Here is a 20,004-nt window from a genome sequence, read left to right as displayed (position 1 = left end):
GAAGAGCATAGACGTCGGTCTCACTCGTCTAAGAAAGAAGGTCGAACGATGAAATTCTCGGTTGCGGTCCTTGTCATTTTCCATCTGTTTTGCTCCCCTTTATTGGTAAAATCGGGAGTGGAAGTAAACCAATCCCACAGGATGACTTTGTTCGGAAAAACCTTCGCTTTTTTGCCTTTTGCGGGAGAAGCGAGTAAGGTTCAGATCGCAGAGCACGAGGAGCTGATTCGAACGAAATTCATCGAAAAGGGATTTAAGGAGCTGGATCTCAACCGCGCCGATCTTTTGGTTTCCTACGATATATTGACGTTTCCTAGGGGGACCGTCATTCCCAATTCTCTTCCCGTAGGTGCAAGCGGCGGCTGGTTTACGAAACGGGGGATACGGTACCATTCGGACGGAGATACCGTCAACGGGTACTTCGGAATTCCGTTCCTAGGAGGGCTTGCCGGCGGGGTCGGTGGAATCGGAGGGTATTCCGGATACGGGGGCGGATACGGTTATTATATGAACAGCGGGTATGGAGCCTACCGAAGGTCTTTGCCCGGAAGAGCCGGCAACGTTAGCAATTACGATATCATCTTTAAGATGACGATCTACGACGGCCGATCCTACCGGGGAAAACCTTTCAATGTGCTCCTGGAAGCGAGCATAGAGGGAGAGGGGCATTCCGGTTATCTATTCGATGTGGTTCCGTACCTGATCGCAAGTTTCTTTAAATCCTTTCCCGATTTTAACGGCCAGAAAATAGAAACCGTATCCGAATACGAAGTGGGATTCGAAGATTAGCCCATCGGGTACGGTATTTTCTTAGAGACAGTATCAATTTTTTTTAATATTTCCTCCGGCAGAATCAAGTCGGAAGCTTTCAGATTCTCCTCTAATTGTTCGACGGTATTTGCCCCGATAATCGTGGAAGCCACATAATCGTGCTGTTTGGACCAGGCGACCGAAAGAACGGCGACACTTACGCCGAACTCGGCGGCGATTTTGGACAGCTCCTCCACGGAAGCGAGTGTTCCTTCGTTTAAGAATCGATTGGCCATTTTCTTTTGACGTTCGGTCGAGAGTTTCGCGTATCTGGTAAAACGTGCATTCTCCGGGGGATTGGGGGAATTGTATTTTCCCGTCAGGACTCCGCCGGCCAACGGGGAATACGGCAACAGACTAACGTTTTCCCTCTTACATATATCGGACAACGCGTCCTCGAAGCGGCGGTTCAGGATACTGAAGTTATTTTGAATGGACTCGTAACGCGCATATCCGTACTTCTCCGATACGGAAAGATTCTTCATGGTTCCCCAGGCGGTTTCGTTGCTGCTACCTATATATCTGACTTTGCCTTCGTCGATCAAATCCGTAAGCGCAGCCAAAGTTTCCTCGTATCCGAAATCGTGGTCGGGCCAATGTGTTTGGTATAGATCCACATAATCCGTTCCGAGTCTGGTAAGACTGCCTTCGATCGCGGTTTTAATGCTCCTTCGGTCTAGAGCGGTTTTTCCTTCGCGCACCGGAGGAGAAAACCAGCCGTGGCCGGGTCCGCAGACTTTCGTAGCGATCATTACGGATTCCCTTTTTTTGGTCTTCAGCCATTTCCCGAAAATCTTTTCGGTTTCATGGACGTATTTCGCCTCCGGCGGGACCGGATAAACCTCCGCTGTATCGTAAAAATCTATGTCCGCATCGAAGGCGCGGTCCAAAATTCGCATCGCTTCCTTTTCGTCGCAACTTGATCCGAAGGTCATGGTTCCCATACAGATTTCCGAAACGACCATCCCGCTTTTGCCGAGCCTTCTTTTTTTCAATCTAAGCCTCCTTCGGAATCGATTCCGAAAATTTTCCTCACTGAAAGAATGGAAAGAGCCGGTTCTTTCGCAAGAATTTTTAATGTATGTCCGAAAGTCAGGAACTTCCGGGAAAGGAATTCTAGTTCACCGGGTCGAAAGGGAAAATAGATTGTCACTCCGGAAAATAAGAATTATAGTCAGATTCGCGCCGGATAGGAAACACTTTCGGGAGTTCCGTCTAATTCCGTGTTCGGAGACATCGATTCGGAGAGTATTATAGAATGACGAAGAAAGCTCGGTTCATTTTGTTCTTTTTTCTCGCAAGTTGCTCGGCGACCGTTCCTCTCGGTCACGTCGGACTGAGGTTCGATTCGATCAATAAGGAATTGGATAAGAAATCCTTACCGCCCGGCTTTTATTTTCCTATCGGGTTCTTCGAAAGAATCATAGAATACCCCGTTCAACTCCAATCCCACACGGAAAAGGTGGAAGTCATCACTCGGGACGACCTTCGGATCGAAGTCGTAGCGACCATCATAATCAAGCCCATCGTAGAAGAGATATACGATCTTCAGACGAAGATAGGCAGGGACTTTTATAATATGGTGGTTCAACCGGAATTTCGGACCTGTATCCGAAACGTGATGACGAGCTATCCTATGATCCAGATCTCGAAAAAAACTCCCGATATAGAAAAGGAGATCAAGACCGAAGTGATGCGCCGGATCCAAGGAAAGCATGTGGAAGTCGACGACGTGGTTCTCAGCGACATTAATTACAGCCAGAAGATCTTTCAGGCGATAGAGGAAAAGTTAACTAAGGAACAGCAGTTGGAGGCGATGAAGTTCCAGATCCGCATCACCCAAAAGGACAACGAGATGGAAAGGATGAAAGCGAAGCGCGAGGCCGAAATCCGGATCATCGAAGCCGAAGCGGAGGCCAAATCGAACGTGATTAAGGCCAAAGCCGCTGCGGAAGCCCAGGAAATGATCAACAGTAAACTGACGACCAAATATATCCAATTCAAAGCCTTGGAGAATCCGAACAACAAGATCATCTATTATCCGTTAGGTAAGGATTCCTTACCGGTCATCATCAACCCGCAACTCGGAGGAAGGCCGGAACCCGGAAAACCGGATTAGAAGGAAACGCAGGAAGAAAGGAAGATGAAAATCCCGGTCCGAAGCACTTCTAAGAAAATACTGACGATCTTCCTATTGGTTTTAGGAACGTCCTCTCCGGTCCGTACGCAGGGGAGCGCCGCTTCCGAGGAGACTTTCATTCCGAAGATCGCTCGGTCTTCGGGAGTGTTGAGCATTTCCGTATCCGCGGACGGAAATACGTTCGTCTCCGGTTGCGAGGACAAGACCGCTAGGATATGGAGTCTGAACAATCGCACCTTCGTGACGCTTTCGGAAAACACCAGTCCCGTTACCTCCGTTTCCTTGTCCCCGCAGGGAGATAAGATTCTGACAAAAGGGGACGGGGACACCGCTATTCTTTGGGATAGAAGCGGTAAGAAACTTCTTGCGACTCATAGCAGCGAAGGATGGACGCAGGTCGTTCTGTTCTCACCGGACGGAAAGAGTTTTTATACGGCTTCCGACGACGGAAAGATCTATCAGTGGGATCTTTCCGGCAAATTGATCTATAGGTACGTATTCCATACGGACGCGATCACTTCCATCGACGCTTCCAAAGACGGAAAATTTCTGGTGGCGGGGTCGGACGACGGAAAAATCTCCATCTGGCAGGTAAAAGGGAAATTGTTGAGGGAAATGGAAGGACATAGCGCTTCTGTTTCCACCGTTGCAATTTCGCCTAACGGAGAAACTTTCGTATCGGGCGGTCTGGACAATAAGGCGATTCTTTGGAATTTCAAAGGGGAAAAATTGAGGGATTTCCTGGGACATACGTCCTCGATTTCCGGAATCGCGTTCGCTCCGAACGGCAATTGGATCGCTACAGCCAGCCAGGATAGGACCGCGAGGATTTGGAATCTATCGGGTCATCTTGTTTCCGTATTGGAAGGACATACGGAAGATTTAACGGACGTAAAATTTCTCCATAAAGGCGAGATTCTGATCACCTCGAGTACGGACGGTTCCCATAGTTTCTGGAACTTAAAAGGGAAAAGACTGGGGAACGTGATCCTGACGGAGCGCGGAAAGGTAGTCTTTACCGAGGATGGACGTTTTGAATATGACGATTCGCATTCCGTGGATTCCATCGAATTCGAAGATAAGATTTCCGGCCAGGTGGTCAACATAGACCAGTTTTTCGATAAACTTTATACTCCGAATCTTTATTCCGAATTATTAAGCGAAGTGAATGAGGCAAAGCCGCAAAAGAATATAGTGGAACTGTATAAGGAGTCTCCCGCTCCGAGCGTTTCTCTTGCCATCGCCGATATGCCCAAAACGAAAGAGCAGAAGATCGATTTGGAAATCAAATCCTGCGACACCGGAGGCGGAATCAAGGAAGTTCTGCTGTACCATAACGGAGCCCTGATCGATCCGGAAAAAATGCGAGGCATCCAGATTCGTTCGGAAGGGAAATGCGTCGTTAGAAGAGTCGTCGCACCTCTTATCGGCGGTGCAAACACGTTCCAGGCCGTGGCGAAGAGTCGGCTCGGGATGGCGTCGTTTTCCAGGAACGTAAGTATAGATTCGGATAAGAAATTCGGCGCGGGCGCCAGGCCTGCATTGCATATTGTAACGATCGGAATAGATCGGTACAAAAATCCCGATCTGAATCTGAAATACGCGGTTGCCGACGCTAAGGCGATTCGGGATGCCGTGAGAGAAAGAGCGGGAGATCTCTTTTCGAACACCTATGTCTACGAGGCTTTCGACTCCGATGCCAATCGGGAAGGTATAGAGCGTGCGTTCCATTCCGCGTCCGAAAAGGCAAAGCCGGAAGATGTGGCCTTGATTTATATCGCAGGGCACGGGTTATCGGAGGATCGTACGTATTACTTTTTGCCGCAAGAAAATCCCGGGAACAATATTCAGATCATTCAGTCGGGCTTGTCGCAGCAAGAATTGGTCAAGTTGGTTTCCAGGATAGAAGCCACGAAAAAATTCGTGATCATCGATACCTGCCAATCCGGAGGAGATTGGTTGGTTACCATGAGGGGCGGTTCCGAGGACCAAGCCGCACTGGGAATTTTCGCCAAAACTGCGGGAGTCTGGGTCGTAGCAGCTTCGCTAAAGAAGCAGTATGCATGGGAATCCACTTTGACCGGACATGGACTTTTAACCACTAGCATTTTGGAAGCCTTGGAAGGAAAAGCGGGAAAATCAAAAACGGTTTCGGTCGGAGAATTGATTCCTTACATCAATAGACGTGTTCCCGAAATCGCTAAGGATTATTTCAAACGGGAACAATATCCGTACACCGCGCAGCATGGCCAGGACTTCCCAATCGCCACAATCAAGTGAACCTTTCCGATTGCTCGCATCCGGAAATTTTATATGTTCGGAGCCGCATACATTACGGTTCGTTTCTATGTCCCTTTTGTGGAAATAAATAGTTTATAAAATTCTAAACTAATCCTTTCCGGCTATTCATTTCCCGAAAAACCGTAAAAAAGAAGAACGGAATCGGAATTTTTGCAGCGAATGCGGCAAAAATGGTGTTAAATGAAGATGGGTATACAAGAGGCACCTAATGATGAAAGTCGAGACAGCCGAACCCGTGCTCAAAGAGGATGCGATCGTTTACCACCATCCGCTGCTTCGAACGGAGTTGAAAATCCACTCCGGTCCCAGGTCTTACTTCGATACGGATACGGAAAGTCTTTTGACCTTGTCCAGAATCAATTCCCGCCCGGAAGGTCTTTCGGACGGAAAACTTCCCACGCTGAATGCCGAAGTGGATTGGGATCGAAAGATGTATTCCAGAGTGGAGACTTTGGTTAAAGAAGGATTGATCGTCCTTGTTCCTAGGATCAAGTATCGCAAAGAAAAGAGGGACGGGGAAGTCGTGCTCCATTTGGTTTCCGCCAAGGGAGAAAATACTCGGGATCGGGAAGCCTTTAAGAATCTCATCCTCGAAATTCACAGAAGATCCGCTTGGGCGGTCCGTAATTATACGATCGAAAGTCAGACGAGTAGGGCAAGGAAGTTGGAAATCCTTCTCGACGACGTTATAGAGGGCAAGTGGTCGGATCAGAAACGATCTTCGAAAGAGATTCTGATCGGTTACCTGGAAAGGATCCGAGTACTCGAACTATTGCGCGAAGAGGCCTTGCCCGAAGCCGAGGAACAGATCGACGCTTTTTTGAGGGAAGAAGGGTTCGTACTCCCGACAAAGAACTTCGGATACGTTTACGTTCCCGAAGCGGAAGCGGAGGCGCTTTATAAAAAAGCAAGGAACACGTATCGGTACCAGTTGCTTCCTAAATTAACGAATTCCATTCCCGCTTTGGAAACCGAAATCAGTTCCTTTCGGGAAAATTTCCTGGATACCTTGTACGACGAGTTGATCGAAAATCCGGTTCTCGTCCGGGATCAGATGCTCGTCGGTGAATGGAAGAAATTCTCCCAAAGATTAGGAATTTCTTTGGACGGGGATTTGCTTTCTTTGATCGCCGCAATCGGAGAAAAGGCTCTTTCCGCTAGAAGTTACAGGATAGAGACGGAAAATCGCCGGATCGAAAAAGGTTTAATGGAAACTCTTCCCGAAGCCGAACCGTCCATGGCAAGGTTTTTAAGACTGGAAGGAGAAGCGTTTACCGTTTCCAAACTGGCCAAGAACCTGGAAAGAGACGATAGGTTTTTGAGTATGGTATATTTCGGGGAGAAAGGACCCTGTCTCTGTATATGTCCGAATTCGGAGGCGACCGTCTTAAGTATTCTCGGTCAATTGGAGGATAAATATTCATTCCAATCGGAGACCGCGATTTCTTTTCTTTTAACGATCTATTCTAAACGAAATCGACTGGCCTTGTGGTTTAATAAGGAGAGTTTCCGGGATACGTTTTGCGGAGCTGTGATCGGTTGTCTAGGCGCAAAGGTTTCCTGGCTTTATCGGATGGCTTTCTTTATGGGTTTCAGGGAATCCCTGTTTTCCGAGGCGCTTCATGTGCTTTCCGTTCTGGATTACGAGCAACTGGATCGTAAGTTGGAAGAGGAAAATAAGCTCCGGAGAAAATACGAAATTTTAAGGACCGATTTTTTGAAAGTTCTTTGAATCGTCGGAACCCTTACTCCAAAACTTCCGCTTTACCGGAAAGAGGAGTGATCGCACGGATCCTGTCCTTTTTATAATCCAAAGAATAAAGTGTGTAACTGGAATAAGGTTTGTATTCCGTCTCCTTGGTTCCCTTTACGAATTTCGGATCGCAGAGAAAATAAACGACTCCGTTTTTGATAACCGGAAAGGAGCCCAAAAAAGCGGATTCGAACCTCTGTTTTAAAACCAAGTCGATCACGACGAGATAACCGAATTTTCCTTCGGACCTTTCCGTAAAGACTAGGGTCTTCCCGTCGGAGCTTGCGCTTACGTTGAATTGTTCCTTAGGATCCTCGTTCGTTTTAGAAGGATAAAAGACCTTATCCAATTTTACCAATTCTCCTTGGGAAACCGTTAAATGGTAGAGTCGATTTTCCTTTTCGGTGGCCGCACGTACTACGACTAGATCGTCCGAAAGTCCATAGACGTCCAACAGTTGTAGTTTCTCCTTTCCGGATTCCACCCAAGCTATTGTGACCAAGGAATCCGTCTCCGGTTCGTATCTATGTACGGGAACACGCAGCGAATCTTCCCCGTGTTCGGAGTATTTGACTTCGTTCCCGATCAGAAATACGTACCGGTGGTCAGCGGATAGAAACGGTTGCGTTCCCGGGAGCACTTTCTCCTCTTTTCGTTTTTCGTAATCGTATACGACAGTTTCCCATCTGTTGTTGGATTTACGGGAAAACAAAAGCCAAGGTTTTTCCTTAAAAAAACCAGAATTTCCCGGAAATGCATCCTGGGAGCCGAGAATGGGTTCGCTTTTGCCTAGGCTCAGATTGAACAATGAAAGTTCTTTGGAGGTTTTGAATAGGATGAGATTCTGTTTTCGGAATACGGGGAGTCCTTTTTCCACCGCACCCGTATAAACCAAACGGGTTTTTCCGCTATTGGGAGAAACGGATATCAGTCTTAGGATTCCTTTGTCTTCCTGGACCACATAAATGGACGGGGAATTGTTCTGAGTCAGATTCACTCCCGTAGAGGATGCAAAAGGTAAAAGAGACAGGCATATAAGAGAAGCGATTAAATGTAAGTCAGCTTTTATTCCGTGAAACCGTCCCATCCGTTTTTCAAACATGCTTTCTTTTTATCGGCGATTCTATTCGTTTAACGTTTGATCTCGAACGTTCTAAAATTTCCCTTGGGTTCTTCCCATAGGATCGTAGTCTCCGCAACTTTCGCTTTCGAGGGGCCTCTCTGTACCGCTTTGTATAAATCTTCGATGAAGACCTTGTCGCCTTCCACAACCACTTCCACTTCTCCGCTCGGGAGATTCATCGTGTAACCGGTCAGTCTACATTCTTGGGCTCTTTGCAGGACGAAATAGCGAAACCCCACGCCTTGGACGGATCCCCTGATTCTTATTTTTGCTCTTGTCTGGTTTTTCGTCGCCATTCCGATCCTCGATAAAGGAGAGTTTCACCGATTGCTCTAAGATTTGAAACAAGAAATCACTCCTCCGTTGACCTGTTTACCATCCAAGCGGAAAAGCTTTCCAAAAAATCCCAAAGAATCTCCTTGGTTTCCGGGTCCGCGTCCCAGGTTTGGATCGCTTTTCGATAACAGGAAAGCCAGACTCTTCGCGCCTTTTCGTCTATAGGAAAAGCAAGGTGGCGAGCTCTCATTCTTGGAGACCCGTATCGCTCCACATAATACGGAGGTCCTCCGAGCACCTGGATTAAAAAATCGGCGGATTTGACCGAACTTTCCTCTAACTTTTCCGGAAACATCCAAACGATCGGACTAGAGGCAATGTTCCGATAAAACTCCTCCACTAAGAGGCGTATTTTCTCCTCCCCTAATTTCACGTACAAAGATCTCAGTCTCGGGTCCGCGGGAGGGGGTCCTCCGGGAGGAACATAGATCCGATCGTCGTTCATCATCGTCGTTCAGAATCCAAATAAGATCGTATTATCGGTTCGAATGCTTCCACAAGCCTGCCGTATACGTCTCTTTTAAAGGATACGACGGTCGAAAGGCAGTCTCTTAACGGAATGAACCGAACCTGTTCGAATTCCCTTTCATGAATATCCAATTGGCAATCCTCGGCGGAGCCGTTCCAAAACAGTAGGAACCATTTTTGAGTCTGTCCTTTGAATTTTCGGAGATGCTTATTCAACGGAAGGGTGTCCGGAAAGTCGTACCGGATCCAATCCGGATATTCATACACGATTTTAGCGTTAGAAACCCCTACCTCTTCATACAGTTCCCTAGCGGCCGCCGAATCGGCCTCTTCACCGTCGTCGATTCCACCTTGCGGGAATTGCCACGAACCCCGAAAGTTCGTTCTTTCCCCTACTAACACTTCCCCTCTAGCGTTAAACACTACCATCCCGACGTTCTTTCTATAAGGTTTTTCCATCCTATAGGAATAAAAACTTTACTTTGTTTCTTAGACAAGCGGTTTCCCTGCCGTTAAGAGACGGAGATCATTCGATCGATTCCCGTAAGTCAATAGAGGATGGACAAAGTGAAGCCTTCCTATTCATTGGGACAAAAGCTCTGTTCTTTGGGGGGATCGTATTTCGGAGATGCAGGTACAACGTAAGCGGCTTCGCCGCAGGATATTGAAGGGAGCAGACTTCGAGATTCGGGAATCTCATATCCCCGGAATAGGCATGGGACTTTTTCCGAAAGCCGACGTTCAAAAAGGCGATACGGTAGGTTTTTATACGGGTCGCGTTCTTGATGATAAGTCCGCAAACTCCTCCAAGTACTGCGAATCGAAATATCTACTTTGGATTTGTAAGGACCATTGGATTTACGGGGAAGGAAAAGAGTCCAATTATACCCGTTATATCAACCATAGTACTAAACCGAATATTAAATTAGTGGTATCTACCCGATGGAAGACCGCCCGATTCGAAGCTCTTCGCAAGATCAAAGCCGGCGAAGAACTTTTCTTCGATTACGGTGACGAATACTGGATCAACGTGGACGTTTCTCCCGTCGAAAGGAACTGAATCCGAACCGAACTTTAGGCAGCTACGGATTCAGGATCTCTTTTTTGCGCCGATGAAAACCTGGATCTGCCGATTTGCTTGAAAAAGAAAGCGAATCCATTGATCAGATCGAAAATCTTCGGGATCGTTTTCAAGGAGATCCCCACGTCTCCATGAGAGATCAGAGGCGTTAAGATCAACCTTACCTTGTTCTTTTCGAGACATTCCGCAATTCTGACGGCTTGCTGGGGAGGCACCACCTTATCCCCCAATCCATGGACCACCGAAATCGAACAAGAGAGGGAATTCAGTTTGTCCTCCACATCCAGGTCTTTCAGAAAAGAGGCTTTCTTTCCCGCGTTTTCCACGATTTTCTTCCAGATTTTCTGTCTATATTCCGAATCGTCCCGAAGGTTCTCGAATATTTTGCGGTTCGCGGGTTTTATCGATTCTAGCACCGAAGGTAATTCCAGAGAATCTCTTCCGTAACTACCGTCCATCACGCAGGCTTTTAAAGCGGATTCGATTTCCCGGTTTTCTCCCATTTCGAATTTAATAAAATTATAAAGTAGAATCATGCGACCATACTCGTCTCCTTCCGGAGAGGTCATTACGTAATCCAGAGTACTTTGCACGTTGCAATAGGCTCCGATGGTCAGGATGGATTCCAATCTTCCATTCACTTCCGGTGCGGAAGCGGCGATCAATCCCATGCTTCCCGAAAACGAGGGTGCGATATAGGAGATTTTTCCTTTGGGAGAATATTTTGGATCGGACGATACCGCTAAAATCATCTCCCGGATCGTGTCTATCGTTTCCTTTTCTATCTTAAATTCGGTGACTTCCTGGAGAAGGGGGGAAATCACCGTATAACCTACGGCGCAAGCGGACTTGCAGACCGCGGCGAATCTCGGGTCCTTATTTCCTAGATAGGCCAGTCCGTTTACGGCCAATATGGTACCTTTCGGCGTGTTCTTGGGCGTATATAGTATCGCAGGGATTTTCTTGTTCGGGAGTGAAATTAGAATCTCGTCTTCCTGCGCTCTCGGCGGTTCGGGGCGTTGGCAGTAGAGGGCAAAAAGAGCGGCTTCTATAAAATATTTCATACAAACGTATCGGACTAACAATCGGTTAAGGGTCGATAACATTTTTATGACGTTTTTTGAATTTTCGGACCTTAAGGGCAAAAATCGGATGCACACCGGAGTCCTTTCGTAGCGATTGTCTCTTGTTTGAAATCAAGAGGATTTTGATTAGGACGGCGGAATGTGGATTACAGCCTCCATGGGATGTTCTGAACGGGTAATGTCTTTTCCGCGATGCACTTGGGGATTTGCCCAAAATCTACTTTTCCCGCTCTTTATAAGTGAGAGATTCCACCAAAATGAAATGGTTTAAAGGAAAAAATCAGAAAATGAATTCAGTAGATTCTTTGCAGCCAACAAGACCTCTCGAGGTGGGTTCTCTTCCTACGGAAATGCGCAAGACCTATTTGACCAAACAGGAAATGGGTCGGATCATCAAAGTTGCAAAAGGGAATGAGAGACATTTTCTTTGGATCCAGATGATTTACTCGTTCGGTCTTCATATTTCCGAGTTGGTTTTCCTCCGAGTGCGCGATGTGGATTGGGAGAAAAATCTCGTTCATATCGGTAGTTCCAAAAAGTCGGCGACTCGCGATCTTTCCCTTACTTGTTCTCTTTCCCTCCGAAGGCTCTTATGGTTTGCCTGTGAAAGAAAACCGGGAGACGAGTTTTTATTTTCCGGTCGGAACGGAAACGTCCATCCTCGCACGATCCAGAAAATGTTTTCCAAGCTAGAAAAAGAAACGGGGTTATCAGTCAGTATTACGATTTTACGTCGCTCTTTAGCGACCCATTTGCGGGAAGTCGGTTGGGGGCGGAAAAAAATCCAGCACCAACTAGGTTTGAGTTCCGCTCGCTCCGTGGAGGCGCTCTTAAGCGGGGTTCCTTTGCCGAGTCAGGGAGATTCCTTTCCGCTGGATGAAATCCTTTCTTTGGCAGCTTGAACCAAGAGAGAAACGTTAAAAATTTGTTGTAAAACCTTATTTCCTCCCTATTTTAGTCTGGAAAGAGCGTTTCTTTTCCATTTTGTAACAATGGGAGGGAGACGCTTCCCAAACCGTTTTGCGGGAGCCTCACTTGGAAATTAAGACCAAAAAAATCGGGAAACACACTCTCGTTCAGTTGGACGGAAGATTAGATATTACCCATTCCGATGAAGTTGAGGCGAAATTGTTGGACGATGTCCAATCTGGCGCGGGAGATATCGTAATCAATCTGCAAAATATTTCCTACATTTCCTCTTCCGGTATACGCATCTTCGTAGGGATGGTGCGAGAGTTGGAAAAACAAAGCCGGAAATTGAAGCTTTGTTGTATTACTCCCAACGTCAAAAAAGTATTCGACGTGGTCGAATTATTGGATCTGTTCGAAGTTTACGAAACCGAGCAGGAAGCTGTCGCCACCCTGAAATAGGTTCGTCGATCGGGAGCCTTATGACCCAGTCTCCTGAATCCGACAATTCGAATCGAACGTATTCCGCCGTTTCCTTTTTCGGTTTAATTTTCCTTTCCGTTTTATACGTTTTAGCCTTTCGCTTTTCCGGCTCCGAGTTTCCTCCGGTTTGGCCGGACGAGGTTTTGTTTTATACTCCGTCTTGGGATTTTTCCGTAAACGGGTCCTTCCGTACGCCGGTTTTGGAAGGACTTATCCGAGGAATGGAGACGAAGACGCTTTGGATGCCTCCTTTATTCTTTATCGTGAACGGGACGGTTCTCTCCGTATTCGGAGGAGGACTGGAGACGCTTCGTTCTCTTTCGGCGTCGGTTTCTCTCGGATCCATTTGGCTTTTTTGGTTGTTGTTAAGAGAAGTCGGATATTCCCCGAGAGCCAGACTCGGAGCCTGTCTCTTACTCGGAACGGACCTGTTGTTTTTAAGAGTGGGTTGGACTGCGAGAATGGAATCTCTCTGTCTCTTCTGGGCTCTGGCTTGTTTTTGGGTGCTTTCCAGAAAAGCGGATTGGGGAAGGGGAAGCATCGGCGTTCTTTCCGGATTCGAGGGTTTTATGGCCGGATTCTTTTTGGGTCTTTCCTTTTTGTCCCATCCGTTCGCGGCAGTCTTCGGGATACCGGCTCTATTTCTGATACACAAAGCAAGAGGTTGGAAGGTTTGGTCTTTTTGGTTCGGCGGGGCGATCGTTTTTTTTTCGTGGGCGATTTGGATCCATCCGAATTGGGATTTGTTCGCTTACCAATTCGGAGCGCAGTTCGGTAGGAAGCGGGAACTTTTTCAGACGTTTTCTCCGGTTACGAAACTGAAAGTACTTTTGGGAGGATACGAAAGTCCCGGTTCCCGAATCTGGTTTTATTCGGCTTTGGCCTTAGGCTTGTGGGTAGTTCGCAGGGAGCTTTTGGAAAGAAAAGTTTTGGCCTTTTTCTTTTTTCTATGGTTCTCCGCAGTCCTGTTCTTCCTCGTTTTGTCCACGGAATATTATTATGTGATGTATTTATGCATTCCTTTGTCCGCGTTGGGAGGGTTTTTTTTCGAGAGAATCCGGAGCAGAAGGATTCAGTACGTCGCAGCTTTATTAGTCTTTTGTAATTTATATGTCCTGTTTTACGCGTATCGAAAGATCGGTTTTGCAAATCGGGATTTCGATTTGGGATCCAAGTTTTCCGAGGCTCTGCTGACCGAGCTGAAAGGATCCAAAAAAATCTATCTGCAGGCGATCCCGGATCCCTATTTCCGGATTGTCGAGGGGTTGCCCAATGCTCAACTCTTGGAATTCATTCCCGGAGAATTGCCCATCCCTCCGGAGGATTTTTCCGCCACCTTAGACACCGTGGACGCTTTCGTATTTTCCGAAGGCCAAAAAAGGAACGAGTATGTTCAGAAATTTTTAATCGAGAATTCGCACCGTTTTAAGATGAAAACGGTCTCGGTCGAGCCTTCCACTCCTAGGAAACTAGTGAAGGCCGAAGCGGTGTTGTATTTGAGAAAATAAGAATGTCGCGGCTTAGAGTTTTTCTCGGATGTCACTTGTTCCTTTTTTGTTTCGGATGCTATTCCCAAAAAAAGCAATCGGATCTTTCCGCGCTATTGTCTTTGGCGACTTCGATTCCGGTTTCCATCATCGGAGATTCTCTTTGCGAGAGATCCCAAGCCTTCGATCTAGCGGACGGCCTAGGGCCCGGTTTTCAGGTCCTGAACGTATGTATTACCGGTAGCACCGTTCCGGATTGGTCCCAAAAATTGGACACCGCGTTGACGAACACTCCGAGAATCGTCATCATCGAATTGGGGACCAACGACGTTTCCTCCTATCCCACGAATCAATTTCCGGGAAATTACGATAAATTGATTTCCGATCTTTCTGTCCGGACAAACGCGGTTCTGCTTGTAACCGTGTTGCCTCCTCCTGCTGACCCGGGTTTTCGAACGGGAGTGCTTACGATCAACAAATATCTAAAAGGACTTTCCGCTTCACATTCGATTGCGGATATGGAAACGCCGTTTCTACAACAGGAAAATAGTATTCCTTTGTATCCTCAATCGGATCCGATCCATCCGGATCCTGCCGGAATCGCGATCATGAAATCCGTTTATATCCAGGCGATCGGAAGGATTACGGGTCTTCCCCTTTAGTGTTTCAGGGAATTCCTTTTTCCTTGATCTTTTTGAGAAGCTCGCGGTTGGATTCCTGACGGAGAATCGCGTTCTGGAATCTTCTCTTTTCCATATCCGTTTCCGGAAGCAATTTCGGAATCGGACAGGGCTTCTTATTTTCATCCAAGGCGACGAAGGTCAGGTATGCGGTCGTTGCGCGAACGGTCTTTCCGGTATAAGGATTTTCCTTGGAGACTTGGACTCCTATTTCCATGGAGGAACGTCCCGTATAATTCGCCGAGGCTTTCAGGATGACATGGTCGCCTACGGAGATCGGCTCTAAAAAATTCAATTTGTCCACGCTGGCTGTGACAGCTTCCCTACCACAATGTCTTTGGGCGACCATTACGGCGATCAAGTCTATCCAGGACATTAAGATTCCTCCGAAAAGGGTTCCGTAGTGGTTTGCATGATCCGGCATTACGATATGCCTGGTCTCCACCGCGGAATCCTTGGGAGTTTTAGTGATTTCCATACCTACTATCCTCGATTTGCGGTAAAATTCGGCAAGAAAACAACTGCGCAAATCGGGGAGGTTTTATTTTTCGGAACAGCTCAGAACGAAATCGTTGAAAACTTGCGAAATATATAATTTATCCTTGTGAGAGATCGCAGTGCTTCCTGCCGATATTTCCTCTCCCGGATTCGCGTAGATTTCCTTAAAGGAATCGTCCGGAAAGATCGCGAATACTTCGGTAGGCGAAGGATAGTCCTTGTTTCTTAGGTGTCTTAGGAATTTCCATGTGGAAGTATGTCCGACGACGAGAATTCTTCCATGCTCGTCTAATTCCAAATTGTCCGTTCCGGTATCCAAAAAGATCTTTTTGGGATCTCCGAGCACGATTTTACCGGAAGTCCGGTCCACTCGGAATTTAAAGACCGATCGGTCCATGAATCCGGATCTATAGAGGAACTCCTTCCCGTCGGCTTGTTTTACGAATAATATTCCATTTCCATAATATAGTGGATTTCCTAAGGAAGACCAAGCTTTTCCGTCGAAGAGGGATATCTCCGCTCTTGCGATTCCGAAGAGGTCGTCGATGAAATAGCGGAATTTTCCCCCCTGTCCATGATCGTTGGATACGTAGATTTCGTTTTCGGATACCACGAACAGGTCGTTCGGGCTGGTTAATAAGGGATCTTTCAACGTTTGTACGTGCTTCCAAACACCCGTTTTCGATTTTTGGTTCGGCGGGGATTTTCTTTCGAAGACTTCGATGGCGTGCTCTTGGAAGGGAACGATATGCGAAATCACATACAGCCTATAGATATCTCCCCGGATCAAAAGACTCATTCCGTGAGCTTGAAAGGATTTCGGATAATCCGTATCCAGGGGAATGAGTTGCGGGGTCGGAGACTTCAGATCCAATACGAATAATTTTCCTTCCTGATCGGGAATCCTTCTTTCATGTGATGAGACATAGAGTAGGTCCGCTTTCGAGTCGAGGGCCATGTCTTCGGGGCCGGGCATGCCCGAGATTTTTTGGCAGGAGGAAAGGGGGATGGTTTTTACTTCTGTAGAACAATGGAGTAAAAATGGCAGTATTAGTAGAAATCCGACGAATCTTCGATTTTGCATGGGAAGCAGATTTCCCCCAAAATCCTTCCTGGCAATCCTGATTCCGGTGAAACGGGAGAATTTTCTGCTTGCGTTTATTGTGCGGCGCATAAAAATGGAGGAAAAGGAACGTTCCGGATGGATAACCAAAAGCTAAATGATCTAATCAATGCGGGAATCGGCGCTGTCCAGACCTCTAAGGAAATCTTCGATAAACTTTTGGAAGACCTGAATGAAGGGAAAGAAAAGGTGGAGCAGCGTTTCGACGAGCTGAGAGCTCAGGGAGAAAAAGACCTGAGCGAAAATGCTCTGAAATTTAAGGTACCTTTGGCATGGGGAATCGTTAAATTCGAGGAGATCCGCGACAATTTGCTGAAGCAATTCTTGAATAAATGAATTCGTAGTTTCCTGTAGCGCGGCTTCCTCAAATCCGCAAGGGGAAAAGAGTGCGTCTCCTAGATTTTATCGCTCTTTCCGTAGCTTTTTCTTTTCTGCTTCCTTGCGAAGCGGATCAGACTCCGCAAAATCCCTCCGAATTGATTGTAACCTCCAAGTTCGCATTCGATCAGAATGGAGTTCCGAAAACGGACGTTTCCGGGAACCTTTCCTATTTAAAAAACCGCTTTTCCCCCGCTTCCACTTTCAAAACTTATTGGGCTCTTTCGTTGTTGGAAAATCGTGTCGTCGATCCTAAAAAGAAGATCCGGATTTTCGACGAACATATTCCCGGTTCTCCTCGCGAGGTCGATTTGCGAGAGGCTCTATTCTATTCTTCCAACGATTACTTCGAGACGCTTTGGCCGTCTTTGGGGAGGGTCGCCTTGGAGATTACTCTTCGCAATTTAGGGTACGGTCCGGTTCTCGGAATTGCGCATGCGGGAAAAAAAGGTCGGCTACCGAAGGATTGGTGGAAAGGAGAAAAAGCGTTAAAGCACGGAGGCGGGATCCGGCTTTTGCCCGAAGAAATCCATTCGAACTGGGTTTCGGTTTTTTGGAAGAAGCCCTCTCGGATAGACGAAGGGACGTATCGTCTTTGGCGGGAAGCCTTAAGTTGGTCGGATTGTCCGGAAAAAAAAGGAAAGATCTTCGGTAAGACGGGTTCTTGGGAAGGAAACTATTGGTTCCAGGGAACGTTCGTGCCGGAAGACGGCGGCGATTATGTCGCTATTACTATATTAAATAAATCGAAAGTGGCAAGTAGGGAGAAGACGATTTTACGGTTTTATGAAATCGTAGGATGCGTGATGCCTTCCTTAAACTGATTCCGGTCGGAGGTTCGAAAGAAATCTTCGGAGTGACTGGATTCGAACCAGCGACCCCTTCCCCCCCAGAGAAGTGCGCTACCACTGCGCTACACCCCGATTCTCTTTCTTTAAGGATGATCTTTTCGATCGAGGTCGGGTGTAAACCCAATTTTAAGTCTATGAGGGGATCAACAAAGGAAGTCCGGAGAAACGAACCAGATGATTTGGCCGCCTAGGAATTTCTCCCTCGGTACATTGACCGCTAGAGCGGATCCGGGGGTAAAAAGAAAGGACTTCCCGACTCCGGAAATTCCCAATAGCTTCTCCGAAAAAACGCTGATGTCCGGATTATGCCCGACGATCAAGATCGCGTCGGAATTCGTGTAATCCTTTAAAAGCGAGCAGGCCTGAGAGTATTCCTCTCCGGGAAGTAGGAATTCCAGGGATTCGGTTTCCTGTTCCGGTTTTAAGATATTCCCGTAAATCTGAGCCGTTTGAGAAGTTCGTACGAAAGGACTGTGATAGATTTTTTTGATCTTAAAACCGGTCAGAAAAAAACGGGCCATCTTTTCGACGTCCGCTTTTCCTTTTGGCGTCAGGACTCGGGAGGAATCTCTCCCGTCCGGAGAATCCGGTTCGGCCTCTCCGTGTCTTGCTATAATAATCTTCATCGAATAAATACCGGATTCGAACCCGAGTTCTCCGGAAAAAGATTGCCGGGGTACCCTAGGAAACGTATCGTTCTCGGCACTTGGTCTAAGGATTTTCCGATGTCCCTATTTGCAATTGAAATCGATAGTCTTCGTAAAAATTATCCGGGAGTGCAAGCTCTCCGAAACATTCATTTGAGAGTTTCTAAAGGAGGCATTTTCGGTTTACTCGGTCCCAACGGTGCGGGCAAGACGACTTTAGTTCGAATTCTACTAGGATTTTCTAGACCTAGCAGCGGAAGTTGCAAAGTTTTGGGTGCGGTTCCTTCTCCCGCTGTGCGAACGCGTTTAGGTTATCTTCCTGAGAGGATGGCTGTTTCTCCTTATTTAAGCGGAAGGGAATTTTTAGAAGCGAGTCTTCGTCTCGCTTTTTTGAGATCGAAGGAGGCGCAGGCAAAGTCTAAGGACCTTCTGAAACAAATGGGTTTATCGGACGCGGCGGATCGCAAAGTTTCCACTTATTCCAAAGGGATGTTGCAGAGACTGGGACTGGCTCATGCGCTAGGAGCAGAGCCAGAGCTTCTGCTCTTGGATGAGCCCGGGACCGGTTTGGATCCCGCGGGGTATAAGGAATTCAGGGATAGAATTCAGGAAGAAAACGTAAAACGAGGGGTCACCGTTCTGATCAATTCCCACAGATTACCCGAGGTGGAGCAGATCTGCACCGAAGTGGGAATATTACATAAAGGTCAAATAAAGGCGCAGGGCAGATTGGACGAACTTCGCCAAGGCAAGGATAGGATCCGCCTCAGGTTCGAAGGAAACGAGAGTTTGGATTCCTATTTGCGGAATCTCTCTTTGGAGTTCACAAACGAAGGTAAGGATTGGGAGATCCGTCCGAAGCCGGACGTGGACCTGAAACGTTTGCCGGCGGAATTGGTCGAGAGGGGAGCCGAGCTCTTTTTATTCGAAAGAAAATCGGAATCTCTCGAGGAAGTGTTTTTACGTTTGACCTCCGAAGGTTCGGAAACGAAAAGCGAAGCGGAAGGACAGAAATGAATCGGCAACCGACGCAATCTTTTTCTTTTTTCGTTTCTTCCCTGTTCCGACAACTTCCGATTTTAGTAAGATTGACCTTTCTGCAAGTAGTCCGTAGGAAAGCGTTGTTCTTTCTGTTTTCTTTATTAGGATTTTTCCTATTGGGGGAATGGTTTTGCACCTCGTCCGTCGAGGACAAGATTCTCAAAGGGGTTTCGAACGGAGCGTATTTTACTCTTTCTTCCCTTTGGATCACCGTCTTTTTGGTGATGATGACCTCCGACTTGTTGAGGCAGGATTTGGATTCTCAGATCCATACCCTTTGGTTGAGCAGACCTCTGGATCTTCTGACGTATTTGGCCGGAAAAGGCATTACTTTATTACTTTTGGTCATACTCTTTCTTCTCGGCGCTTTTGCCGTTCATTCCGCATTCGCTCCTGATATTCCCTGGGAATTTTTGACGTACCAGGGTGTGATGTTTCTTGCATACGGATTTTTGGTGGTCTTCGCACTTCTGCTGACTCTGACGGCAAATCAGACGATATCGGTCCTATTTTCTTTCGGATTGCTTCTCGGAACGGCGATCCTTGATTTTATCGTATACAACGGTATCGTGGACGGTTCGCGCGAATTGGCGGAGGCGCAAAAGCTGTTCGTTAAGATCTCCTACTGGATTCTTCCCCAGCTCGGAACGGTGTATTTTCATTCCGGTCGTCTTTTGGAAGGAAACGTAGAGGATCCGCAATCTTACGGGCCGTATTCTTTTTTACAGGTCGGAGCCTGGATTCTCGTTCTGAAACTAGCTCTGATCGGGACTTCCCGGAGGAAGGAAATCTGAGAAAATCGTCGGTTTC

Annotated in this window: 22 protein-coding genes and 1 tRNA gene; 13 read left to right on the top strand and 10 right to left on the bottom strand. The window is 47.1% G+C overall.

Annotated features, from left to right (window positions below):
• Positions 1 to 48 precede the first annotated feature (48 nt).
• Positions 49 to 789, top strand: coding sequence for a DUF4136 domain-containing protein (locus tag EHO61_RS10830; RefSeq protein WP_135813607.1), 741 nt, complete (start codon positions 49 to 51; stop codon positions 787 to 789).
• On the opposite strand, the gene EHO61_RS10825 is transcribed toward EHO61_RS10830, so the two are convergent.
• Positions 786 to 1,775: an aldo/keto reductase gene (locus EHO61_RS10825; RefSeq protein ID WP_135813808.1), complete on the bottom strand. Its 990-nt coding sequence runs from the start codon at positions 1,773 to 1,775 to the stop codon at positions 786 to 788. The two genes, EHO61_RS10830 and EHO61_RS10825, sit on opposite strands and share 4 nt — an antisense overlap.
• 293 nt (positions 1,776 to 2,068) lie before the next feature.
• Between EHO61_RS10825 and EHO61_RS10820 the strand changes: the two genes are divergently transcribed.
• From EHO61_RS10820 to EHO61_RS10810, 3 genes are all read left to right on the top strand, one after another.
• Positions 2,069 to 2,929: a prohibitin family protein gene (locus EHO61_RS10820; protein ID WP_135813606.1), complete on the top strand. Its 861-nt coding sequence runs from the start codon at positions 2,069 to 2,071 to the stop codon at positions 2,927 to 2,929.
• 24 nt (positions 2,930 to 2,953) lie between these two features.
• Complete coding sequence (locus EHO61_RS10815) at positions 2,954 to 5,230, top strand: caspase family protein (protein ID WP_135813605.1); 2,277 nt, start codon at positions 2,954 to 2,956, stop codon at positions 5,228 to 5,230.
• 232 nt (positions 5,231 to 5,462) lie between these two features.
• A complete protein-coding gene (locus EHO61_RS10810; protein WP_135813807.1) occupies positions 5,463 to 6,983 on the top strand; it encodes an exonuclease in 1,521 nt (506 codons plus the stop codon).
• A 13-nt stretch (positions 6,984 to 6,996) separates the two neighbouring features.
• Here the strand turns inward: EHO61_RS10810 and EHO61_RS10805 are convergent, their stop codons facing one another.
• Genes EHO61_RS10805 through EHO61_RS10790 form a run of 4 tightly spaced genes read right to left on the bottom strand, consistent with a single transcriptional unit; the run spans position 6,997 to position 9,390 of the window.
• Positions 6,997 to 8,106, bottom strand: a complete 1,110-nt coding sequence (locus EHO61_RS10805; RefSeq protein ID WP_135813604.1) for a hypothetical protein — start codon at positions 8,104 to 8,106, stop codon at positions 6,997 to 6,999.
• 29 nt (positions 8,107 to 8,135) lie between these two features.
• A complete protein-coding gene (locus tag EHO61_RS10800) occupies positions 8,136 to 8,423 on the bottom strand; it encodes an acylphosphatase (RefSeq protein WP_135813603.1) in 288 nt (95 codons plus the stop codon).
• A gap of 56 nt (positions 8,424 to 8,479) precedes the next feature.
• Positions 8,480 to 8,908, bottom strand: coding sequence for a globin domain-containing protein (locus EHO61_RS10795; RefSeq protein WP_135813806.1), 429 nt, complete (start codon positions 8,906 to 8,908; stop codon positions 8,480 to 8,482).
• Positions 8,908 to 9,390, bottom strand: coding sequence for an RNA pyrophosphohydrolase (locus EHO61_RS10790; protein ID WP_135813602.1), 483 nt, complete (start codon positions 9,388 to 9,390; stop codon positions 8,908 to 8,910). The genes EHO61_RS10795 and EHO61_RS10790 overlap by 1 nt, the downstream gene beginning before the upstream one ends.
• A gap of 169 nt (positions 9,391 to 9,559) precedes the next feature.
• On the opposite strand from EHO61_RS10790, the gene EHO61_RS10785 reads away from it, so the two are divergent.
• Positions 9,560 to 9,991: an SET domain-containing protein-lysine N-methyltransferase gene (locus EHO61_RS10785; RefSeq protein WP_135813601.1), complete on the top strand. Its 432-nt coding sequence runs from the start codon at positions 9,560 to 9,562 to the stop codon at positions 9,989 to 9,991.
• 14 nt (positions 9,992 to 10,005) lie between these two features.
• Here the strand turns inward: EHO61_RS10785 and EHO61_RS10780 are convergent, their stop codons facing one another.
• Positions 10,006 to 11,076 (bottom strand): alpha/beta hydrolase family protein, encoded by a 1,071-nt coding sequence (locus EHO61_RS10780; protein WP_135813600.1) that lies wholly within the window; start codon positions 11,074 to 11,076, stop codon positions 10,006 to 10,008.
• A gap of 308 nt (positions 11,077 to 11,384) precedes the next feature.
• On the opposite strand from EHO61_RS10780, the gene EHO61_RS10775 reads away from it, so the two are divergent.
• The 4 genes from EHO61_RS10775 to EHO61_RS10760 all read left to right on the top strand — a co-directional run bounded on the left by EHO61_RS10775 (position 11,385) and on the right by EHO61_RS10760 (position 14,638).
• A complete protein-coding gene (locus EHO61_RS10775) occupies positions 11,385 to 11,999 on the top strand; it encodes a tyrosine-type recombinase/integrase (RefSeq protein WP_246032099.1) in 615 nt (204 codons plus the stop codon).
• Between the two features lie 133 nt (positions 12,000 to 12,132).
• Positions 12,133 to 12,468, top strand: a complete 336-nt coding sequence (locus EHO61_RS10770; protein ID WP_135766824.1) for an STAS domain-containing protein — start codon at positions 12,133 to 12,135, stop codon at positions 12,466 to 12,468.
• A gap of 20 nt (positions 12,469 to 12,488) precedes the next feature.
• Positions 12,489 to 13,997, top strand: a complete 1,509-nt coding sequence (locus EHO61_RS10765; RefSeq protein WP_135813599.1) for a glycosyltransferase family 39 protein — start codon at positions 12,489 to 12,491, stop codon at positions 13,995 to 13,997.
• Between the two features lie 2 nt (positions 13,998 to 13,999).
• Positions 14,000 to 14,638 (top strand): SGNH/GDSL hydrolase family protein, encoded by a 639-nt coding sequence (locus EHO61_RS10760; protein WP_135813598.1) that lies wholly within the window; start codon positions 14,000 to 14,002, stop codon positions 14,636 to 14,638.
• Between the two features lie 4 nt (positions 14,639 to 14,642).
• On the opposite strand, the gene EHO61_RS10755 is transcribed toward EHO61_RS10760, so the two are convergent.
• Both EHO61_RS10755 and EHO61_RS10750 read right to left on the bottom strand, forming a co-directional pair.
• A complete protein-coding gene (locus EHO61_RS10755; protein ID WP_135813597.1) occupies positions 14,643 to 15,134 on the bottom strand; it encodes an acyl-CoA thioesterase in 492 nt (163 codons plus the stop codon).
• Positions 15,135 to 15,197: 63 nt separating this feature from the next.
• Entirely contained in the window at positions 15,198 to 16,238 is a 1,041-nt protein-coding gene (locus EHO61_RS10750) for an SMP-30/gluconolactonase/LRE family protein (protein ID WP_135813596.1), read from the bottom strand.
• Positions 16,239 to 16,355: 117 nt separating this feature from the next.
• Here EHO61_RS10750 and EHO61_RS10745 point away from each other — a divergent pair, with 117 nt between their 5' ends.
• On the top strand, positions 16,356 to 16,613 hold the full coding sequence (locus EHO61_RS10745; protein ID WP_135766819.1) for an LIMLP_16025 family protein: 258 nt from the start codon (positions 16,356 to 16,358) through the stop codon (positions 16,611 to 16,613).
• Positions 16,614 to 16,663: 50 nt separating this feature from the next.
• On the top strand, positions 16,664 to 17,479 hold the full coding sequence (locus EHO61_RS10740) for a penicillin-binding transpeptidase domain-containing protein (RefSeq protein WP_246032098.1): 816 nt from the start codon (positions 16,664 to 16,666) through the stop codon (positions 17,477 to 17,479).
• Positions 17,480 to 17,506: 27 nt separating this feature from the next.
• On the opposite strand, the gene EHO61_RS10735 is transcribed toward EHO61_RS10740, so the two are convergent.
• Together EHO61_RS10735 and sixA are read right to left on the bottom strand one after the other, a co-directional pair.
• Positions 17,507 to 17,578, bottom strand: a tRNA-Pro gene (locus tag EHO61_RS10735).
• A 71-nt stretch (positions 17,579 to 17,649) separates the two neighbouring features.
• A complete protein-coding gene (gene sixA / locus EHO61_RS10730) occupies positions 17,650 to 18,132 on the bottom strand; it encodes a phosphohistidine phosphatase SixA (protein ID WP_135813595.1) in 483 nt (160 codons plus the stop codon).
• 99 nt (positions 18,133 to 18,231) lie between these two features.
• On the opposite strand from sixA, the gene EHO61_RS10725 reads away from it, so the two are divergent.
• Positions 18,232 to 19,170 carry an ABC transporter ATP-binding protein gene (locus tag EHO61_RS10725; protein ID WP_167884855.1) on the top strand — a complete coding sequence of 313 codons (939 nt, stop codon included), beginning with the start codon at positions 18,232 to 18,234 and terminating at the stop codon, positions 19,168 to 19,170.
• Positions 19,167 to 19,988: an ABC transporter permease gene (locus EHO61_RS10720; protein WP_135813593.1), complete on the top strand. Its 822-nt coding sequence runs from the start codon at positions 19,167 to 19,169 to the stop codon at positions 19,986 to 19,988. The genes EHO61_RS10725 and EHO61_RS10720 overlap by 4 nt, the downstream gene beginning before the upstream one ends.
• Positions 19,989 to 20,004 lie beyond the last annotated feature (16 nt).

Source organism: Leptospira fluminis (assembly GCF_004771275.1).
Taxonomy (GTDB): domain Bacteria; phylum Spirochaetota; class Leptospiria; order Leptospirales; family Leptospiraceae; genus Leptospira_B; species Leptospira_B fluminis.
Note: the sequence above shows the minus strand (reverse complement) of the source record. Positions and strands in the feature narration are given on the sequence as shown.